General features: G+C 48.0%; 25 protein-coding genes. 5 read left to right on the top strand and 20 right to left on the bottom strand.

What is annotated here, in order from left to right; genetic code table 11:
- The first annotated feature begins 13 nt into the window (after positions 1–13).
- The 5 genes from proC to CRG97_RS11640 all read left to right on the top strand — a co-directional run bounded on the left by proC (position 14) and on the right by CRG97_RS11640 (position 3,827).
- On the top strand, positions 14–883 hold the full coding sequence (gene proC, locus CRG97_RS11660; protein ID WP_098743065.1) for a pyrroline-5-carboxylate reductase: 870 nt from the start codon (positions 14–16) through the stop codon (positions 881–883).
- On the top strand, positions 880–2,094 hold the full coding sequence (locus tag CRG97_RS11655) for a 2,3-diketo-5-methylthiopentyl-1-phosphate enolase (protein ID WP_098743064.1): 1,215 nt from the start codon (positions 880–882) through the stop codon (positions 2,092–2,094). The genes proC and CRG97_RS11655 overlap by 4 nt, the downstream gene beginning before the upstream one ends.
- Positions 2,091–2,771: a 2-hydroxy-3-keto-5-methylthiopentenyl-1-phosphate phosphatase gene (locus CRG97_RS11650; protein WP_098743063.1), complete on the top strand. Its 681-nt coding sequence runs from the start codon at positions 2,091–2,093 to the stop codon at positions 2,769–2,771. The genes CRG97_RS11655 and CRG97_RS11650 overlap by 4 nt, the downstream gene beginning before the upstream one ends.
- Positions 2,772–3,428 (top strand): methylthioribulose 1-phosphate dehydratase, encoded by a 657-nt coding sequence (gene mtnB / locus CRG97_RS11645; protein WP_098743062.1) that lies wholly within the window; start codon positions 2,772–2,774, stop codon positions 3,426–3,428.
- Between the two features lie 105 nt (positions 3,429–3,533).
- Positions 3,534–3,827 carry an SdpI family protein gene (locus CRG97_RS11640; protein ID WP_098743061.1) on the top strand — a complete coding sequence of 98 codons (294 nt, stop codon included), beginning with the start codon at positions 3,534–3,536 and terminating at the stop codon, positions 3,825–3,827.
- Between the two features lie 40 nt (positions 3,828–3,867).
- Here CRG97_RS11640 and CRG97_RS33250 read toward each other — a convergent pair whose 3' ends face one another.
- From CRG97_RS33250 to CRG97_RS11550, 20 genes are all read right to left on the bottom strand, one after another.
- A complete protein-coding gene (locus tag CRG97_RS33250; protein WP_202618898.1) occupies positions 3,868–4,008 on the bottom strand; it encodes a hypothetical protein in 141 nt (46 codons plus the stop codon).
- Between the two features lie 51 nt (positions 4,009–4,059).
- Complete coding sequence (locus CRG97_RS11635) at positions 4,060–4,752, bottom strand: hypothetical protein (protein WP_098743060.1); 693 nt, start codon at positions 4,750–4,752, stop codon at positions 4,060–4,062.
- A complete protein-coding gene (locus CRG97_RS11630) occupies positions 4,733–5,848 on the bottom strand; it encodes a hypothetical protein (protein WP_098743059.1) in 1,116 nt (371 codons plus the stop codon). Before CRG97_RS11630 ends, CRG97_RS11635 begins: the two co-directional genes overlap by 20 nt.
- Positions 5,849–5,871: 23 nt before the next feature.
- Positions 5,872–6,330, bottom strand: coding sequence for a hypothetical protein (locus tag CRG97_RS11625; RefSeq protein ID WP_098743058.1), 459 nt, complete (start codon positions 6,328–6,330; stop codon positions 5,872–5,874).
- Complete coding sequence (locus tag CRG97_RS11620) at positions 6,327–6,818, bottom strand: RNA polymerase sigma factor (RefSeq protein WP_237566355.1); 492 nt, start codon at positions 6,816–6,818, stop codon at positions 6,327–6,329. The genes CRG97_RS11625 and CRG97_RS11620 overlap by 4 nt, the downstream gene beginning before the upstream one ends.
- A gap of 230 nt (positions 6,819–7,048) precedes the next feature.
- Positions 7,049–7,873, bottom strand: a complete 825-nt coding sequence (locus tag CRG97_RS11615) for a CPBP family intramembrane glutamic endopeptidase (RefSeq protein ID WP_098743111.1) — start codon at positions 7,871–7,873, stop codon at positions 7,049–7,051.
- Between the two features lie 63 nt (positions 7,874–7,936).
- Positions 7,937–8,971, bottom strand: a complete 1,035-nt coding sequence (locus CRG97_RS11610; RefSeq protein WP_098743057.1) for a phosphotransferase enzyme family protein — start codon at positions 8,969–8,971, stop codon at positions 7,937–7,939.
- Between the two features lie 141 nt (positions 8,972–9,112).
- On the bottom strand, positions 9,113–9,382 hold the full coding sequence (locus tag CRG97_RS11605; protein ID WP_071218363.1) for a CD3324 family protein: 270 nt from the start codon (positions 9,380–9,382) through the stop codon (positions 9,113–9,115).
- A gap of 281 nt (positions 9,383–9,663) precedes the next feature.
- The gene (locus CRG97_RS11600) at positions 9,664–10,320 is read right to left on the bottom strand and encodes an HAD family hydrolase (RefSeq protein ID WP_098743056.1); all 657 of its coding nucleotides are present in this window, start codon (positions 10,318–10,320) and stop codon (positions 9,664–9,666) included.
- A 27-nt stretch (positions 10,321–10,347) separates the two neighbouring features.
- Positions 10,348–10,536: an HAD family hydrolase gene (locus CRG97_RS34000; protein WP_272914360.1), complete on the bottom strand. Its 189-nt coding sequence runs from the start codon at positions 10,534–10,536 to the stop codon at positions 10,348–10,350.
- A gap of 7 nt (positions 10,537–10,543) precedes the next feature.
- On the bottom strand, positions 10,544–11,038 hold the full coding sequence (locus CRG97_RS33995) for an HAD family hydrolase (protein ID WP_272914359.1): 495 nt from the start codon (positions 11,036–11,038) through the stop codon (positions 10,544–10,546).
- A gap of 147 nt (positions 11,039–11,185) precedes the next feature.
- Positions 11,186–11,935 carry a DnaD domain-containing protein gene (locus tag CRG97_RS11590; protein ID WP_098743055.1) on the bottom strand — a complete coding sequence of 250 codons (750 nt, stop codon included), beginning with the start codon at positions 11,933–11,935 and terminating at the stop codon, positions 11,186–11,188.
- Between the two features lie 18 nt (positions 11,936–11,953).
- Complete coding sequence (asnS, locus tag CRG97_RS11585) at positions 11,954–13,249, bottom strand: asparagine--tRNA ligase (protein ID WP_076321005.1); 1,296 nt, start codon at positions 13,247–13,249, stop codon at positions 11,954–11,956.
- Between the two features lie 30 nt (positions 13,250–13,279).
- Positions 13,280–14,488: an acetate/propionate family kinase gene (locus CRG97_RS11580; protein ID WP_098743054.1), complete on the bottom strand. Its 1,209-nt coding sequence runs from the start codon at positions 14,486–14,488 to the stop codon at positions 13,280–13,282.
- Complete coding sequence (locus CRG97_RS11575; RefSeq protein WP_076321003.1) at positions 14,485–15,357, bottom strand: 3-hydroxyacyl-CoA dehydrogenase family protein; 873 nt, start codon at positions 15,355–15,357, stop codon at positions 14,485–14,487. The genes CRG97_RS11580 and CRG97_RS11575 overlap by 4 nt, the downstream gene beginning before the upstream one ends.
- Before the next feature lie 134 nt (positions 15,358–15,491).
- Positions 15,492–16,994 (bottom strand): AAA family ATPase, encoded by a 1,503-nt coding sequence (locus tag CRG97_RS11570; RefSeq protein WP_098743053.1) that lies wholly within the window; start codon positions 16,992–16,994, stop codon positions 15,492–15,494.
- Complete coding sequence (locus tag CRG97_RS11565; RefSeq protein WP_098743052.1) at positions 16,987–17,520, bottom strand: hypothetical protein; 534 nt, start codon at positions 17,518–17,520, stop codon at positions 16,987–16,989. The genes CRG97_RS11570 and CRG97_RS11565 overlap by 8 nt, the downstream gene beginning before the upstream one ends.
- A 265-nt stretch (positions 17,521–17,785) precedes the next feature.
- Positions 17,786–18,304: a cell wall elongation regulator TseB-like domain-containing protein gene (locus CRG97_RS11560; RefSeq protein ID WP_098743051.1), complete on the bottom strand. Its 519-nt coding sequence runs from the start codon at positions 18,302–18,304 to the stop codon at positions 17,786–17,788.
- A 31-nt stretch (positions 18,305–18,335) separates the two neighbouring features.
- Entirely contained in the window at positions 18,336–19,637 is a 1,302-nt protein-coding gene (locus CRG97_RS11555; protein WP_098743050.1) for an amidohydrolase, read from the bottom strand.
- Positions 19,612–20,277: a redox-sensing transcriptional repressor Rex gene (locus CRG97_RS11550; protein ID WP_076320998.1), complete on the bottom strand. Its 666-nt coding sequence runs from the start codon at positions 20,275–20,277 to the stop codon at positions 19,612–19,614. The genes CRG97_RS11555 and CRG97_RS11550 overlap by 26 nt, the downstream gene beginning before the upstream one ends.
- Positions 20,278–20,320: the final 43 nt, after the last annotated feature.

Below are 20,320 nucleotides of genomic sequence, written 5' to 3'. Positions count from 1 at the left end.
GGAGGAAATAACGATGTGCCAATCCCCGCAGAACCGACCTTTAATAGATAAAGCAATTACCTTCTACGGCGCCGGCTCGATGGCCGAAGCGATCGTACGAGGATTAGTGAGCCGTTCTGTCGTGCTTCCGGAGAATATTACGATGCTCAACCGAAGCAATGTTCAGCGCCTTCAGGAACTGAGTGAGCGGTACGGCGTCCAGATCAACAACGACGATGCCGCTAAAATCGAAATTTTGAAAACTTCGCCGGTGATCGTGCTTGCCATGAAACCGAAGGATGCTGCTAAAGTGCTGAAAGAACTGGGACCGAAGCTCTCAAGCGATCAATTGATCATCTCCGTGATTGCTGGACTATCGATTTATACGACACAGACGCTGCTTGGAACCCATCAACCCATTGCACGCACGATGCCGAATACATCTGCCTCTATCGGACTTGGTTCCACAGGAATCGCGTTCTCGAAGGAAATCAGCGAAGAACAGCGCCAACTGGTCATGACTTTGTTCGAAGCTGTTGGTAATGTAACCGTCATTGAAGAAGAGAAGATGGATATCCTGACCGGTATATCCGGCAGTGGCCCGGCTTACTTCTATTACATGATGGAAGCCATGACTGCCGCGGGGATCCGCGGCGGACTGACGCAGGAACAAAGTCGCGAGCTGACGCTCCAAACCATTCTGGGCGCGGCCCGAATGGTGCAGCAGACCGGAGAACAGCCTTCATCGCTTCGCGCGAAAATCACATCGCCGAACGGTTCAACGCAAGCGGCCCTCGAAACGCTCGACAAAGGCGATTTCTTCGAAACCGTCATTGCCGCCGTAAACCGCTGCGCTGAGCGCTCCAAAGAAATGGGCGCGATGCTGAAGGAGCAGATCTCATGAGCCGCTGTATCGCAACGTACCGAATCTATGACGACCAGGCGGATTTTCGTAAGAAAGCAACTTCCATCGCCGTTGGCATGACGGTTGGCAGCTGGACCGAGCTGCCGCAAGCCAAACGTGAAGCGATGCAGAAGCATCTTGGCGAAGTGGTTGACATTCAGGTTCACGAGGGCTGGGAGCCAGGCAGTCGTTATGCGGATGTCAGCATTGCTTATCCGGACATTAATTTCAGCCGGGATATTCCTGCCCTACTGGTGACGGTATTCGGCAAAATTTCCATGGACGGACGCATCAAACTGACATCCCTGGACTTGTCTCCCGACTTCCTGAGTGCGTTTCCCGGACCGAAGTATGGCATCGACGGTATTCGCGATCTCCTTGGCGTCCATGACCGTCCGCTGCTCATGAGCATCTTCAAATCGGTGATCGGACTGAATGCGGACGAGCTTAGAGCCCAATTTATCCGTCAGGCGCTTGGTGGCGTGGATCTCATCAAAGATGATGAAATCCTGTTCGAGAACGACCTCACCCCGATTGAAAAACGGGTAAGCATGTGCATCCAGGCTGCTGCTGACGTTGAACAACAAACAGGCAAAAAGCTGCTCTATGCAGCCAATCTAACCGGCCGGACGTCACAGCTGCGTGAGCAAGCGCTGCGCGCGATTGATGCTGGCGCTAACGCCCTGCTCTTTAATGTGCTGTCCTATGGGTATGACGTTTTGCACGAGCTAAGCAGCGATCCGGATATCACCGTGCCTATCGCGGCTCACCCTGCACTTGCCGGCGCCATTTATCCTTCTCCATACTATGGAATAACGGCTCCGGTGCTGCTCGGCCAGCTGATGCGGATCGCCGGCGCGGATCTGGTGCTCTTCCCTTCTCCTTACGGATCTGTAACGATGCCGAGAGAAGAGAATCTCGCCATACGCGACGAGCTGCATAGCGCTAAACTTGGCGTGAAACGAAGCATGCCGGTACCATCCGCAGGAATTCATCCGGGACTCGTTCCGCGCATCATCCGGGACTTCGGCACCGATGTGGTCGTTAACGCAGGCGGCGGAATCCACGGTCATCCGATGGGAACCGAAGCGGGCGGGAAAGCCTTTGTACAAGCGATTGAGGCAACGATGAAATCCGTGCCGCTCGCTCACTTTGCCGAAGAACACGAAGAGTTGAAAGCCGCACTGGACATCTGGGGAGGAGAAGTATGACATCTGGAGAGAAACAGCCGATCATTTTTTGCGATTTCGACGGAACCATCACGAACAACGATAATATTGTCGCCATCATGAAGCACTTCAAGCCGGAAGGCTTTGAGTCAATCATGCAGGATACACTTGACCGCACTATTTCTGTTCGGGAAGGCGTAGGCCGCATGTTCGCCCTCTTCCCTTCCTCCATGAGAGAAGAAATTACCGATTATGTTCTAAGCCATGCAGGGATTCGGGAAGGCTTCAGTGCATTCCTGGATTATTTAAAATCCGAACAGATTGAATTTTACGTTACAAGCGGCGGCATCGATTTTTTTGTCGATCCTCTGTTGAAGCCCTTTGGCATTCCTGCAGACCATATCTTCTGCAACGGCTCCAATTTCGAAGGTGATCACATCGAGATAACTTGGCCTCATCCTTGCAAGGAATCCTGCCAGAACGACTGCGGCATGTGCAAGGTTACAGTGATGGACCGTTTTCCGACCGATCAGTATTACCGGATTCTGATTGGGGACAGCCTTACCGACTTCGAAGGCGCCAAACAGGCGGATCTGGTCTATTCCCGTTCCTCGCTCACCGAGCAGTGCAAGAAGCTTGGCGTTCATCATGTACCCTTCGAGACATTTACCGATATTCAGAACGACATGAGAGACAAGTTTAAACAGGAGGTGCTGTAAGTGGCATTTTCAGATATCCAGCTCGAACAGAAACAGGCTGCCCTGCAGGATCTTAGAGGAATTAAGGAACTGTTTGCTTCTAGAAACTGGTTCCCGGGTACCAGCGGTAATCTATCTGTCCGTGTTGGCGAGTTCAACCCAGAGCAGTTTTATTTTGCGGTGACAGCCAGTGGTAAAGACAAGTCGGTACATACGCCCGAAGATTATCTTTTTGTGGATCAGAACGGCGTACCTTGTGAAGCAACCGGCTTAAAGCCTAGTGCGGAAACTTTGATTCACTGCGAAATTTATCGCAAAACCGGCTGCGGCGCCATTTTCCATGTGCATACCATCGATAACAATCTGATCAGCGACTGGTATGGTGAACATGGTTATGTCCCTGCCCAAGGAATCGAGCTGATCAAGGCCTTTAACATTTGGGATGAGGACGCGGCGATTCGCATTCCGATCCTGCCGAACTATGCAGACATTCCGCGGATAGCGGAACTCGTTCCGGATGCGCTTGATCCGGCGGTACCCGGCATATTGCTGCGTAACCACGGCATCTATGCCTGGGGCAAAAATGCTTTCGAAGCCAAGAAACATCTGGAGGCTTTTGAGTTTATATTCGAATACTCCTACCGTCGTCTGCTCTTGAATGCAGCCGGATCCAAGTAAAGTATATTTATATTTGCAGATATAGGGCTTGAACAGCCGGATGCACCATGATTCAACGTTTTCGGGGTGCATCCGGCGTTATCTTTCCGTTAGGAGTGTATAGGGATGCTCGAAAGTTTAGCCATTGGCATCGTATTTATTTTGTATGGTTTGGTCCTCTTTTTGCTTCCGCCTAAAAGCTCCAAGAGCATTTATGCTTATAAAACTACGTCATCTCTCAAAAATGAACGGAACTTTAAAGTTGCCAATGCCTACGTCAGTCTGCTGCTAATGATCTTTGGGGTCATCCTGCTGCTGATCGCCAGGCTTACCGGCCATTTCATGACCACCGGTATTGCGACCGTGATCGTTTTTATCCTGATTTACATACTCGTTGAACGAAAACTAAAAAACCTGTAAAACGATTCCAAATCGTTTACAGGTTTTTTCTTTATATGGATTATAGCCGTTTCTGCTCATGCTCCGTTAAAGAGATCGAAGGCGCAGGTACCTGATCCGGTGATGAGTATGCATTGAAGATAAATAAACAAGTCACAACAAACAGTGCAATATACAGCAGATAATACAGATTCTTGGCCACGATATCTCCCTCCATATCTCGTTCCATATCATTTCATTGATTAGACCGTGATCAATCTCTAATGATCACTTTAACTGCAGAAGGCACGGATAACGTCATATCAAGTTGTGAGAAGGATCCCCGAAAAGTATAGCGCGGGGGATCATTCAGCTGGACATATAGAATGTTTCCCGACTGTTTTATCTGAATCATAGACGGCAGCTCGGTCGTACTCCACATTTTGATATCTTCCGTCCGCAGGCTGCCAAAAATCAGCATCTCATTCGAACTCGAAGCATCCTGTTGGATATTGTGGTTGTAACTGCCCTGAACAATGACTTTTTTAACCCCGTCCGGGATTGTTATCTTCTGATCCGGTAACGGAATCGCTTGCTGCACGGACATCGTCTCACGGCGAATCTGATCCAGTAAACCCGTCGCACTCAGCGCTCCTATACCGATACAGCAGGAGGCCAGAAAACCGATGAGAAGAATGCTGAATATATCATACTTGACCCAACCGCGTCTCCGAAAAATCAGCGAGTAGCTGACGATCTCGGCACCTAACAGAACAAATACGATCGGCCACCATCTTGCGGCGGAAGTGTACACCTCTACGCCTTTCCAGGCGGAGGACAAGACAAGCAAGCCAAGCACGAGCAAGGAGAGTCCCATCGAGAGTGTACCCACTCTCCATTGACGTGCAGATTTCGATGGAGGGCTTCCCAGATCATGAATGGACATATCATTCGTTGTCGGTATCATAATATGAACGCCCTCCTCTCAATGCATCCTTTTTCGAGCCAGTCATCAGCTTGATTCCACCTCCGATGAGAAGTACGGCGATAATCGCGGTCTTCAAATAGGAACGAATGCGGTAATCCAGCTGCAAATGAGGGAAATGTGTATCGATATAAGGCATCACCACGCTGGTAAATACGAAATAGACACCGAGTACGAGCAGTCCAAGCCCGAGCCAGCGCTGCTGATTCCCAAGTCCTGAGATGATCGGTCGATCGCGCAGCGGCTCCCTGCCGTAACGGCTTACTTGCTGCAGACCGTCAAAGAATGCATAAAACCAGATCAGCGGAATCAAGAACAGGAACAGCGACAGCTTGAGTACATCCAGCACATAGATGCTGCCAAGAAATAGGACCATGAGCTGCAGTCCGCGTTTTTGCAATCCCAAATACATTTGACCCGCTCCGGGAAAGGCCGATAACAAGGTGGCAAACACTTTACTCCGGCGTCCGCTCTCCCGGCCGCTCTCGAGCTCATCAAACAGCGTGCGATCGATAAGTAATTCTCCAGCTTGCTTGCGGTGAACCAGCTGAACCACATCAAACATACAATAGAGCCAAATGATGGGCAGCATGCCCAGAAACAGCAGGAATACCGATTCGTGAGTCAAGCCTGTCAAGAATAGCAGAATCGTCCCAAGCCCGAAGAATGCGATCAGGAACGACAACCCGCGCTGCATCAATCCCAGTTGAAAATGCCCCAAACCGGGAATGAAGGACAGCAGTATGGTATAAAAGCGTTCAGACTCATCACTCTTTTCCTGGCGAATCTCCATCGGCCGTCCATATTCATCGTGGATAATCGTTACAGGCGTATATCGGATTAAGGCAATTAGCAGGTCGAGCATGCTAATCCCCCAGATCATTAATGCTCCGAGAATTCCGAGCGCAAAAACCGTATCGGAAGCCGTCATGATCCCGAGCACAAATCCGCCGAACAAGCCACCGAAGAACAAGAACGGATATAGCAGGGCGCGTCCCTTTCTCCCCCAATAATAATGGCCGAGGCCCGGAAGGATATTTAATATAAAGGCAAACCCTTTACTTTTTTGCGGTTGCACAAGGCATCTTCCTTTCATTTTTCTTATCGTGATAATAGCTGGTCAAGCCAGCCGGTTGTTTTTTCCACCCATTGTTTACTGTAGGAAGGTGTTTCGGACAATGGAACCTCACTGTTCATATCGCCGGGAAGAAGTCGGTCAAATGCCCCGGTGAAGAGGAACAGCATGGTAATGGAAGCGGCAATGGTGTAGTGAACGATCGCGCGTTCGTACCATCGCTTCGGACGTTCCTGAATCCGCAGCGGTGCTTTATGGGTGTAAGGCTTAATTTGTTCGTGTTCCACCACCTGCTGCGTAAATGCTTCCGCGTCTGAGAGGCTAGGGAGTTCGGAATCAAGCTCCGCCAGTACCTGCGTATAGATCTCCAGCACGCTGTCATCCGATAACATGAGCTCTTCATAAGAAGACCGTTCTTCTGCCGAGCCTTCTCCTCTAACATATCGTTCTGTCAGCATCTTAAGCTCGTTACCCTTTACGTTCATTTCCATTCCTCCTCCTTCCACGATTTCCGAATCCATTGTCTGGCCCGGTATAATTTCGATTCCACCGTCTTGACCGTGACATCCAGCTCGACTGCGATTTGTTCGTAGTTTTTCTCTTCCAAATAAAAAGCCGTTATAATGGCACGGTGATTGTCCGGCAATTGTTTAATTTTCTCTCGAAGTTCCTCTCTTCTCTCCTTATGTACGAGCAGAGAAACCACGTCTTCGTCCCGGGAAGGGAGTTTATCCAGCACTTCATCATGTTCGCCGTGCAGCTGCTCCGGCGGTTTACGGGAAAGCTTCCTCTTCATATCAATCGCTTTATTTAGCGTGATGCGTGTAATCCAGGTTTTAAACCCTTCAGATCGGTACTGGGGGAGAGCTTTGTATACTTGAATAAACACTTCCTGCGACGCATCTTCCGCTTCCTTGGCATCCCGCAGGACCGAGTATGCCGTATGGAACACGTGCTGGCTGTAATGGTTCACCAGTTCCCGAAAGGCTTCTTGATCCCCTTGCAGGATGCGCGTGATTAACGTTTCAGCATCAATAACTCTCCCCTCCTTCCCAAATACATAGACGTCAGCTTTGAAAGCTGCCCCTGCACTTTTTTCGAAAAAAATTTTGGATAATCTAAAAAAAGACCAACATAGCCTGTCCCATAGTCTACCCATACCGTAAAACAAAAAAAGAACGTCTATCGACGCCCTTTGGAAAGTTACAGGATCATGCCGCTAAGAACAAATAGAACATTCATCACAAAATGCATAACCATCACAGGAACTACACCTTTCGAACGAATAGCCACGCCGCCCATCATGATACCAAAGATTGAAAACAGCAGACAAACCGACCACGAAAAACCTAGGTGGTAATGGTATAAACCAAAGGTAACCCCGGCGATGACGAGTCCTTTCAGCTCACCAAATCCACTTACAAAATGACTAAGTATGTATCCGCGCCATAACAGCTCCTCAAGGACGGCATTGATCAGCGCGAATGATAGTGCATAACCGATAAGAACGAGAAATTGCGGCTGTCCCCAGTCAATAAAGAATGAAAATATGGAACAGATGACAACCAGGAAAATAAGCATGAATCGCCAGATTGGATCCTTAACCGGGCCTTTGAATATCCATGGAAAATAAATCGTTTTCCCCCATGAACCTATGGCGAGGTATAACGGTTTTTCTTTCGTCAACATGGCCGCGAGCGCAAACGGCAGTACAAATAGAAACAGGCTTAACCTCGATAGTATGATGGCCCAGGCATCGTGCCCTGCTAATCCATTTTTTATGATTTCACCGAAAGAATGATAAAGTATATAACCTATCACCATGATAAGCGCCACTATGGCCGTGTCTCTTATTTGAATCGATATCTTTCGTAAGCTTCTTAGCTTGGACAAAGTATATATCAACAGGATCAGTCCGATTCCCCACGCCATGGATAGAAGGAATGAAGTCCATTGAACCCATACGATGGTGGCAATCATGATGATGAAGCAGGTGATAAATCCACCTGGGCGATTCGTTACTTGCAAGCTTTTCTCACCCATTCTGTAACGCGTATTATGATATCATGATACCCTTCTATAATGACCGGATCAACTAGAGATTGGTTTATCATCTATTTCTAATGGCTCCACCACATTCAGCAGAAACGGGCGCCCGCTTAAATATTCACGGATATAGGCTAGCGCATAGATTTGCTCACTCTTCAGACTTTCTGTCTCTCTTGGATTAGAGGCATGGTGGCTATAATTCTCCATCATGATCATGATGAAAAAGCACTCCAGAGACTGAATATAATCCGAGCCCAACTTCCGCACGCTTTCATATCCTTGTAGCACTTTAAATCGTTGGTTCGGAACAAGTGACAACATGACCGCTGCCAGATCGTAATGAAAAAAACCGTAGCCACACCTACCGAAATCAATCGGGTGAGGAAGGCCACCTTCAAACACCACATTCCCCAGATGTAAATCGGCATGAATGAGGCCATAATTGCAATCATCAGCGTTCATCTGATCAAGCTGGGTTAAAACTTTTTCAGCTGCGAGTTGATACAGTGACCACGAGACTTCTGACAAAAAAGTTCCTGCATATCGCTCCAACTTGGCGAGTGCTTCTCTATAGCTGTTCATCCCCCATATGGGTCTCCGGGAATCAGAAGAACTTTCGAAGCCAAGTGCCACTTCATGTAGTCTGGCTATCAAGACACCTACCTGATATGCTTGATCTTCTGTAAGTCTTTCATGGGCATGCACACCATCCACCCACTTCATCACGGTGACATAAGGAGATCTGAATCCATGCTCCGTACCGATTTTCAACAATCTTAATCCATTTGGAGTGGTTATACCTGACGGCACTTTGATACGTGCGGTAATAAGGGCATCCAGGAATTGAAGCTCCAGGTCTATTTCATTACTGGACCGTCGATCCGAATGAATTCTCAACAAGTATGTTTCATCTAAGTTTGTCCTAACTTGATATGTAATCGTGTCCGAAATACCGATAAATTCAATCTCAACCCATCTCAGGTTATATTGCTGAAGTGCCGATATCGCAACCCTCTTGGCTCTTGCGAGCAGCGCACAGCGTTGTTCTTCTGTATCAAATTGAAAAAAATCATTCATGAACTCACCTGCTCTATGGGTTTGAACGTTCTTAAATGATTATAATTGCTCAGCATCTGCACTTCTATATAACGATTGGTTTAAAATGACTTTTATACATAAGAAAAAGCCACATCAGAATCAGTCCAATGTGACTTTGCATTACTTGTTTTTGGTATATACGATTTTCTTGATGGAATCGCAGGATAAACAAAATTGAGAAGAAAGCTGGTCAATCGTAGCGCCCGACGCAAACAACTGCCGGATTTCCAGGTTTCTTTTTTTCAAATACACCCGGCTGCCCGAGTTTTCTCCCCATTTCTTGCGTAATCCTTCAGGTTTAGGGATGTACACCATCCCGCCCTGTACATATTTCTGTACTTCCTTCAACAGTTCCTCTGGAAGTATAATATCCGCGTTTATATATTTCATGGTAGCTCTGCTCCTTAAAATTAAAATAAAGGTTTTAAGGATGCAAAGTCCATTAGATAAACGGCCTCTCTACACGAGGTAATCAGGCGGTAACTTTCTCATCGCTCCATGCAAACAACCGCCGTTGTTCATCAAATAGACTTTGCATAGAGCTGACTGTCAATCTTCCCTTCATGATCATGCCCCTCCCTTCACAAATTATGACATTCCGACTGGTTATGACCATTATAACCGATGTTACGCGAAAAATCGAAGTGATCTGTCTCATCTACAAGCCGATTTCAAACCGCTAAGCTGGCAAACGACCGAAACATCTCCTCCACGGTTTTGAAACAATAGGTTGGCTGGCATGCCGCCAGCTCTTCCTCGGAACCATAACCATAGCCTGCAGCGATGCTGTGTATCCCGCAGTTCCGCGCTCCAATCAGATCATGCTTTCGGTCTCCAATCATAACGGCTCCAGGCGTCTGAATACGGCACGTATCCAGAACATGTTGAATGATTTCGGTCTTGGCGGACCGGGTGCCGTCCAGCTCGCTTCCACACACCATGGAAAAATAAGCGGAAAGCTGAAAATGCTCTAGAACCGTTTCAGCAAAAACCGTAGGTTTGGAGGTAGCAACATACAAGCGGCGCCCTTGGGATAACAGCAAATCCAATAATTCGCGTATGCCGCCGTATACCTCATTTTCATAAAGACCGGTGTCCTTGTAATATTCACGGTAGCTAAGAACGGCTTCCCATGCCTCGGCCTCACTAAAATGATATTTCTCGGTGAAGGTCGCCTGGAGCGGGGGACCGATAAAACATTCCAGCTCGGAAAGATCACTTACGTTAATCCCATGTTTACCGAGTGCGTACTTCACGGCTTTCGTAATGCCTTCACGCGGATCCGTCAAAGTGCCATCCAAATCAAATAGAATATGATTGTATCTCATTCGATCATTCTCCTTCAAAGATGATTCCTAAGCCAGATCCTTAATTTCCAGGAGATCCCTGATCGTATAATCAGGTCGATGATGATCACTTAAAACGGCACCCCGACGATTATAATAACAAAAATCAATTCCTGATCTCGTTGCTCCTTCATAATCATCCGTAAGCGAATCCCCTATGTACAGCACCTCGTCCGGACCTACCTCCAATTCCTGCAAAGCGAGTTCAAAGATCTCCCGGGTCCGGCTTCCAGCACTTCACCTCATCCGAAATGATAAAGGAGTCAAAATAATGAAACAATCCTCCTGTTGTCAGGCGTTTACGCTGTGCTTCGCCAATGCCGTTAGATATCACCCCTAGCGCAACATCGCCATGAAGGTGTTCCAAAATAAGATCGGCATTCGGCTCCATATGGTTGGAACTGCAAAACAACCCCCAGTAGGTTTCCGAAATCTCCCGGAACTGACGAAATTCCCGTTTCAATCTCAGGAAGGTATCCGTAAAGGAATGCTCCAGCACCTGCCTAATATCGTGATTGTTCTGAATTCGATTCATCCAATAATTAAAATTAATCGGTCCAAACGTGCTCCAGAATTCCTCCCACGTCAGTTCCTCATGCAGCCGGTAGTGCTCCAGGGCCTGCTGCATACATGTCCTTTCACTCTGACTATAATCTAATAACGTGTTATCCAGATCAAAAATAATCGCTTTATATCTCATTTCCAACTCCCCTTCTAGCCGTGCTGCAACTATATCCATTCGCCAATTCGGAGACGGTCTCCTGCTAATCATGGGACTTAAACTGCGTTATATATAGAATAGATATTACACATAAAAAAGCACGCCCGTAGCGGACGTGCTTCTCATCTATCTTCCGATATTTCTGAATTTCTGCGTATAGGCCTTGGCATCCTGTGCGGTACGCACCCGATTGCGGCTCCATTCAAGCAGGATCCGGTCAATGTAGCGGAAATGCAGTTTGCCCGCAAACACCGCTTCTTTCAAAGCCAAGAGGATCAACTCGTCCGGATAGCGATCCGCATCAACCCAGCCGGAGATCGTTTCCAGCTCCATGGGCGATAGCGGACGTCCAAACTCTTTTTCGAAAATGGTGAACAAATTCCGCTCTTCCTTCTCAGGAACGGGATTCCCCGATGCAGTTGATTTGTCGGTAGCAGGACGGGCATTCAACAGCGGAGACGCAAACTTGGTTCCATCAGGGGTCTTTTCCTTGTGCTCTTCAGCCAGGCACGAAGCAAGCTTTTCATACAATCCGTGGAGATTGTAGCGCTCGTAATGAATCCCCTGTGTTTCGTCCACATACTCATCAATTCCGATCAGCCCTACCTTCATCAAGCGCTGCAAGCTGGTAGCGATGAATCCGGTGGGAGCCCCCGTCACTTCCGCAAGCTCCTCCAGCGAAGGAAACGTCTTGAACTCCACCTGCTGATAACCAATCAAATGGATCACCAGCATGGCTTCACGGTCGCTTAACCCAAGTGACCGGTAATGCCGGAGCAAGGCATAAGGAATGATCGCCATTCCTTGGCTCATGCCGGCAGCGGCGCCGGCCGTCCAGCCATTCACATCCGTGTCCACGTTACCGTCGTGGTCCATAGACTTACCTCTCACGGCTTACGGATACAACCGGTACAGGGTCCGTGGGAACGGAATCGTTTCACGCACATGGTCCAAGCCGCAAATCCAGGCAACGGTACGCTCAAGACCTAAACCGAAGCCGGAATGAGGCACGGTGCCGTATTTACGCAAATCCATATACCATTGATAGGTTTCCATCGACAGATCATGCTCCTTGAAGCGCTCTTCAAGCAGCTGTGGATCGTCTATCCGCTGCGATCCGCCAATAATCTCGCCATAACCTTCCGGAGCGATCATATCCGCACAAAGTACGACTTCCGGACGATTCGGATCCGGCTTCATATAGAAAGCCTTGATTCCCGCCGGGTAATGCGTAATAAAGACCGGTTTGTCATACTTCTCGGCAATAGCTGTTTCGTGTGGCGCGCCAAAGTCTTCACCCCAAGGAATATCAAAATCTTGCGTATGCAGGAATTCAATAGCCTCATCGTACGTAATCCGCGGGAATGGTGCCTGGATCGCCTCCAGCTTCGAAATGTCGCGACCGATCGTTTCGAGCTCCTGGCGGCAGTTTTTAACCACGGATTGCACCACATGACTAATGAACTGCTCCTGCACGCGAAGGCTCTCCTCATGGTCTGTGAAGGCCATCTCTGGCTCAATCATCCAGAACTCGATCAAGTGACGACGGGTTTTGGACTTCTCGGCACGGAACGTCGGCCCGAACGAGTATACCTTACCGAGCGCCATGGCGGCAGCTTCCATGTACAACTGTCCGCTCTGGGTCAAATAGGCATCCTCATCAAAATACTTCGTGTGGAACAGGTTGGTTGTACCCTCCGCGGAAGTTGGGGTCAAAATCGGCGGATCCACAAGCGTAAATCCGTTGGTATCAAAGTAATCTTGAACCGCACGGATAATTTCAGCACGGATCACCATGATCGCACGTTGTTTCTGTGTACGAAGCCACAGATGACGATGGTCCATCAAATAATCGACACCATGCTCTTTAGGCGTAATCGGATAGTTTTCCGTAAGATGTATAATTTCAATGCCGGTAACCGTCATCTCATAACCCGATTGGCTCCGCGGCTCTTCACGTATAACACCCGTCACATACAAAGAGCTTTCTTGTGTCAGGCTTTTCGCGTCATCCCATACTTGTTCGGATACTTCGCTCTTCACAACAACACCCTGGATATATCCGGAGCCATCACGAAGCTGCAGGAATTGAATCTTCCCGCTGGAACGCTTGTTGTTGATCCAGGCGCCGATCGTGACGGTCTCACCGACATGCTGGTTGACGTTACGAATCACACTTTTGGTGGCCATGCTTAAATCTCTCCCTTATATCACTACTATTTAACGGTTGGAAGCTTGTACGATACGATGCGTATCCCGAGCAATAACCAGTTCTTCGTTGGTAGGGATCACAAGTACCTCGACCTTCGAATTTGCCGCAGAAATACGGCGTGGCTCGCCGGAACGAATGCTGTTCAGCTCCTCATCCAATTCTACTCCGAGATAGGTAAGCTGCTCAAGCACTCTTTGACGAAGGACGATCGAATTCTCGCCGACGCCCGCTGTAAATACGATGACATCCACGCCATTCATGGCAGCAGCGTAAGACCCGATGTATTTACGAACACGATACTCATACATCTCAAAAGCTAACGTGGAGTTCGGATCGCCTTTTTCCATGCCTTCCGTAATCTCGCGCATATCACTGCTGATTCCGGAAATCGCCAACAGTCCGCTATGCTTGTTCAGCATAGAGTTCACTTCATTGACGGTCAGCTCTTCCTTGTTCATAACAAACGGTACGATTGCCGGATCCAAATCACCACTGCGCGTACCCATCATGAGCCCTTCAAGCGGGGTCATCCCCATGGAAGTATCGATGGATTCCCCGCCTTTTACTGCTGTCAGGGAAGCACCGTTACCGATATGACAGGTAATGATCTTCAGATCCTCCAGCGGCTTGTTCAGGAATTCTGCCGCTGCCTGGCTGACATAGGCGTGGGACGTACCGTGCGCACCGTAACGACGTACTTTATATTTATTATAAAGTACTCTCGGAATAGCGTACAGGTATGATTTCTCCGGCATCGTCTGATGGAACGCCGTATCAAATACAACGACCTGCGGAACGCCCGGCATATTGGTTTCTGCTGCCTTAATCCCCATCATCGATGCGGGATTGTGCAGCGGAGCCAAATCGAACAAGCGACGGATTTCCGCTTTGGCATCACTGTCAACGAGCGCGGATTCTTTAAAAGATTCCCCCCCGTGCACTACGCGGTGTCCAACCGCCTGAATGCTTTCGATAGAATCGATCACACCGTGCTCCTCGTTTGTAAGCATGCCCAGCACTTTGCGGATCGCCGTGGTATGCTCCAGAATTTCGCTGACTTCCGTAACATCCTGTTTTCCCGTCGGCTTATGCGTCAGAATCGAGGAATCCATACCGATCCGCTCAACCAAGCCTTTTGCCAATACGGATTCATCCGTCATATTGTACAGTTGATACTTCAGTGAAGAACTACCTGCATTAATTACGAGAATATTCATACCCGGTCACCATCCTTATCGTACTTGAAAAAGCCTTCTCCGGTTTTGACGCCCAGTTGCCCTGCGCGGACCAGTTTCTTCAAGACAATCGATGGACGGTATTTCAGTTCGCCGTACTCGCGGAACATGCGTTCGAGCGCAGCGAGAATGGAATCCAGGCCGAAACGGTCGGCCATCTCAAGCGGTCCATGCTGGAAGTTATATCCGATTCTCATCGCGTCATCGATATCTTCCGCCGAAGCCACGCCTTCTTGCAGCAGATGCATCGCTTCATTGATCATGAGGGTAATCATGCGGGTTGTAACGAAACCTGGAGACTCATACACCATGATGCCTTTTTTATCCGAAACTTCTTCAACAAAGCGTTTCGTTTCCGTAAACGTATGTTCCGAAGTTTTCAAGCCGCGGATGATTTCAACAAGGTCTACCTTGGAAACAGGATGAATGAAGTGCATGCCAATAACACGCTCAGGATATTTGGTAGAGCTGGCGAGCTCCGTCAAACTAAGCGTGGATGTATTACTTGCTAATATCACATGGCTCGGACATACTTGATCAAGCTGTGAAAATACTTCTTTCTTCGCTTCCAAGTCCTCTATTATGGTCTCAATCACCATATCGCAGGTGCTAAGCTCGGCAAAATGAGTTACTTTTTGAATCCGGTTCAGTATAAGTTTCTTCTCTGCCTGGGTAATTCCCCACTTCTCCAATTGTTTATCTAGACTGGTCTCGATCATTCGGTATGAATAGTCCAGTTTCTCTGGAGTTTTCTCTACGAGCAGTACGTCAAGACCTTTGGCTGCGAGCATCTCCGCAATGCCCTGCCCCATAGTCCCGCCGCCTACAACGCCGATTTTTTTGAAGTACATGGTTTCTACTCCACCCTTTCCTTATCTCTATACTTTATTGTACCCCATTTGTCGAAAAATACATTTTCAGAGCACAAAGTATAATAATATCTTAGCACGACAAAAAAGTAAAAAAAAATAACCAGCATAACAATTTATGCTGGTAAAAGCGCGTTTTCACGAAATTGACAACGAAATTGTTCCCCGGAGAGGATTTCTTCCTTTAATAGGATATCGAGAGAATTGTCGAATATTGGCCGTTTCTGTTCCAATAGATTCTTGGTGCGGTTCATTAACTCTTCCAGAATCACATTATTCTCTTTCATTAACTCTTCAGTTGTTACCATATTCATGTTAACAATGCCCAGCGACGTCAAACCAGACTTCATCATCGTCTCCACGATGTTCAGCGATTGCTCAAAGTCATTGCTTGAGCCTGTGCTTCGCCCCCCGTAAAAGATCTCTTCGGCGGCCGCACCGCCAAGCGCGATCATAATTTGCTCTTCCAGGAAGGATTTTGTGTACAGATATTGCTCCTCCTGCGGGTTATGACGAACATAACCAAGTGCCTTACCACGCGGGCTGAGGGCAACTTGTTTCACACTGCCGGGACGCACAAGCTCTGCCATGATTGCATGTCCCAATTCGTGGATGGCAACGCGCTTCTTCTCTTCCAAATTCGATTCGCGATCAGAACGCTCACCCATCATGACCTTGTCAATCGCCATGGACAAATGACGCTGATGGATAAACTGCCCATTCTCACGCATCGTATAAATGGCAGCTTCATTCATGACGCTCTCAAGCTGTGCACCCGAGAAGCCGTAAGCTTCCTCGGCGATTTTCTCCAGGTCAACATCTTCATGCAGCGGCTTATTACCCGCATGCAGATTCAAGATGTGGGTGCGCCCCTTCTTATCCGGCAGATCCACCTGAATATGACGGTCGAATCGACCTGGACGCAGCAGTGCGCTATCCAGCATTTCTTTCCGGTTTGTTGCGGCGATAACCAGGATGCGAGGAGTATCCTGTGAATAGATGCCATCCATCTCGGTTAGCAGCTGATTCAGCGTCTGGTCATACTCTCGCTGCTGGCCACCTTCGCGTTTACCGCCAATAACATCAACCTCATCGATGAAGATGATGGCGTTTTGCTTGTTTTCTTTTGCCGCACGGTTCCGGGCATCCTTGAACAAATCCCGGATCCGACCTGCACCAACACCGACATACATCTCAACAAATTCACTGCCGGATGCAGCGACAAAAATCGAATCCGTATAATGGGCAGCGGCTTTCGCCATCAACGTCTTCCCTGTTCCCGGAGGCCCGGTGAGGAGAATGCCCTTTAACGGACGAATGCCGAATTTCTTAATGTCTTCATGACGAATCAGAAAATCCAATGCTTCTCGCAGCTCTTGCTTGGCATTATCCTGCCCGCCGATTTCTTCGAACGTCAGCTTGGCAGGTCCGCTCTTTTTCCGCTTGCGCTCATTCCCTGCGCCTACAGCGATGCCGCCCTTCATCTTAGCAATAAACAACAAGCCGCCTACAAGTGCTGCAGCGATGAGCAAGGGCACGATGTTCACGCCGACAAACACTAGGAATACCAACAAAACGGGAATAAAGCCTAACATGACTTCTTTAGCTAATTTAGGCATGATTCCACACCTCCATTTTGCCAGGTTGACGCGGCAAGATTATAAATTTACCAGACTTGCCGTCTGACAAGCTGACATAGACATGGGTGTCATCAATCGTTGCCTTTGCTTTCAAATTCGGCGACTGATCAGCAAGCTGCTCAAGCGATGATTGAATATCGGTATACTGCTTATTGTCCATCGCTTCAGCGACAGACAGCATCGCCTTCTCCCACCATTGATCCAGTGCTTCCGAGGAATGGTCCTCCACCTGGATTTTCAATTCCCGCTTACCAATCACAGACTTGCCTTCCTTCTTAATATGCTGAACCAAGCCTTGTAAATTCGTATCCGGAGCCAAATCAAGATTCAAAGTAACGGTATTCTGTTTAATATCTATATGAGAATCCTTCACGCCGTCATATTGTGACACAACATTTGCCAGCGGGTTCTGCAAAGCCATCTGCCGATACAGAAACCATCCGCCAAAGAGAACCGATGCTGAGATCACGACAGTCAGCATGATAGGTACAATGCGTAGTTTCATGAAGTTCCTCCTTCATTTCCTATATGAAATTTTGTCTATCATTCTATGACACAATAATACATATAACAACGATATATTGCGATGCATGTATTTTGTATGCTCTTTTTGTACAAGTACGAGTATATCACATCTTATATACTTTTTCATGCATGTCTGTGAAAATATTTAGAACAGTTTTTCCATATTCTTTCTGAATGCGCTTACAATTACTAAAGGAAAAGAGAGGCGCCCAATGAATATTAAAGGGCGCCTCTCTTCTACATTTTTATTGATTTGGAAGAATAATGTCATTCCCGATAGTGTTACCATCTTGAAAACGATAAAACCGATAGCCGCGCTGACCGTTGTGTTCATACTGCAGCTGCCATGCATACTCGCCCTCATACATTCCAGGCAGCAACCGCTTAATTTCCACTCCAGGCAATTCGTTATAGATCTGATCCCGCATTTGGGCTTCTGACATCCCCGTATTCAATAAAACGGACTGGACAGCGTCAGCACCTTCAACAGGTACGTTGTCATCCGTAAATTTTACCCATACCATACGATCTTGATTGTCTTGATCCTTCCCGGTTACCACCCAATAGTTATTATCCTCGCCCCACACCGATTTATAGGTCTTCCCGGACGTAACCAATTGGCCATGTTGTTTGGCGGCAACAATCGCCATTCTTTCTTCATTCCAAGTATCTTTCATAACATATGAATAATAGAGCTGTAGACCAAGCAGTAACAGCAGCACGCTGGACACACTCAGCAATATCCACTTCGTTTTTTTCTTCAATTCCGTCTTCCTCGCTCCCCTTGATTATTCCCTAGAGGGTTGTAAGACGCTCAAAGGCACGCTGCGCTTCCCGGCGGATACGTTCCTCATCGAGAGTAAGACTCGCGCCATTCTTTACTACCTGCTTACCGTCAACCCATACATGCTCAACATCCTTCGTACTTGCGGAGTAGATAGCATGAGAAATGTAATCCGTCTTCGGAAGGAAGTGCGCCTGATCCGTGTTCAGTGCGATCATATCTGCTTTCATACCTACCGCAAGCGTACCGATATCCGTAAGGAAGGCTGACTTGGCTCCATACTCTGTACCCATCCGAAGCGCTTCGGATGCAGGAATTGCGGTAGGATCCCCGCTTACCCCTTTATGAATCAATGCCGCCAGACGCATCTCTTCAAACATATCCAGATTATTATTGCTCGCAGGTCCATCGGTACCCAATGACACGGTGACCCCGGCTTTCAGCAGTGCAGGCACGCGTGCAATGCCGCTGGCAAGCTTCAAATTGCTGCCTGGATTATGCGACACCATAACTTGATGCTTGGCCAGGATTTCGATTTCTTCATCGGTCAGATGGACGGCATGCGCAAGCAGCGTTGGCCGGGAGAACATGCCAAGCTTCTCCAAATGGGCAACAGGGCGAAGTCCGTAGTCATTTACATTCTGAGCTACTTCCGTTTCCGTTTCGGACATATGCGTATGCAAAGGCAGATTCAAATCATGGGATGCCTGAACGAATTTTTCGATGAAATCCGGTGGGCATGTATAAGGTGCATGCGGCGAGATCATAGTCGTAATTCTCCCGTCAGCCTTGCCATGCCAGTCTTTTGCGAATGCAACCGCCTCATCCAGCTTCTGCTGCTGCACCTCAGGCGGACATAATCCAATCACACCGCGTGTCAGAACGCCGCGCATTCCTGAGTCCTGTACAACCTTAGCAACCTGATCCATATGATCATACATATCCACAAACGTCGTGGTTCCGCCTTTGATCATCTCCAGCACGGAGAGTGCGGTTCCCCAGTATACATCGTCGGCCGTGAATTTGGCTTCCATAGGCCACATTTTTTCCTGAAGCCATACCTGCAGTGCCAGATCGTCGCCATAACCGCGGAGCAGCGACATCGCCGCATGTCCGTGCGTGTTCACCAACCCAGGTAGGAAAAACAGATGAGTTCCGTCGATAACTTCTGTTCCCTCTTGGACGGTTGGCTCTTCTTCACCTAGGTAGGTTATCCGGTCATTCTCCACAACCATATATCCGCGTAGCACGGATCTTCCTTCCTCTAGTACCGCAAACGTTCCGTTCTTAACCATCCACTTCGTTGTCGTCATGTGCTGCATCCTCCTTGCCGTTATCCAAATAATAGGCCAAACTCTGCAAATCCGTAGTAAAATCAGCCGTATGAATCCGGATATGGGATGGGGCTTTCAGGATGGTTGGCGCAAAATTCAGGATAGCCTCGATGCCTGCAGCGATAAGCTGATTTGCTACATTCTGCGCTTCAAAATCCGGAACGGTGATTATCCCGATACGAATGCCGTACTCATGAACCGTCTTCTCCAGTTCCTCCATCGGCTGTACAACCAAATTGTTAATTTTCATACCAACTTTGGGAGAATACGAATCGAAAACCGCCACAATCTTCATATTGTCCTTCAGAAATGCATTGTAATTCGATAATGCATGTCCAAGATTACCGGCCCCAATCAATGCGACATTGATCTTCTGGTCCAGCTTTAGAATCTGGCGAATTTTCTCGATCAGATAAGATACGTCATATCCGATCCCTTTCCGTCCAAAATCACCGAAATACGCTAGGTCCTTACGAATTTGAGCAGGATTGAGGTCCAGTTTTTGTCCCAGTTCCTGGGAGGAAACCGTGGAGACCTCCCTTTTCTGAAGCTCATTCAAATAGCGCAAGTATACAGGTAATCTGCGGACCACGGCTTCCGAAATTTTTTCCGATTTCATTCATGCTCCCCCTAATAATAGGTTAATAACTACATTTTTTTGT

The sequence above is a fragment of the Paenibacillus sp. EZ-K15 genome (assembly GCF_002573715.1).
Lineage (GTDB): Bacteria > Bacillota > Bacilli > Paenibacillales > Paenibacillaceae > Paenibacillus_AQ.
This window is presented reverse-complemented; position numbering and strand designations above follow the sequence as displayed.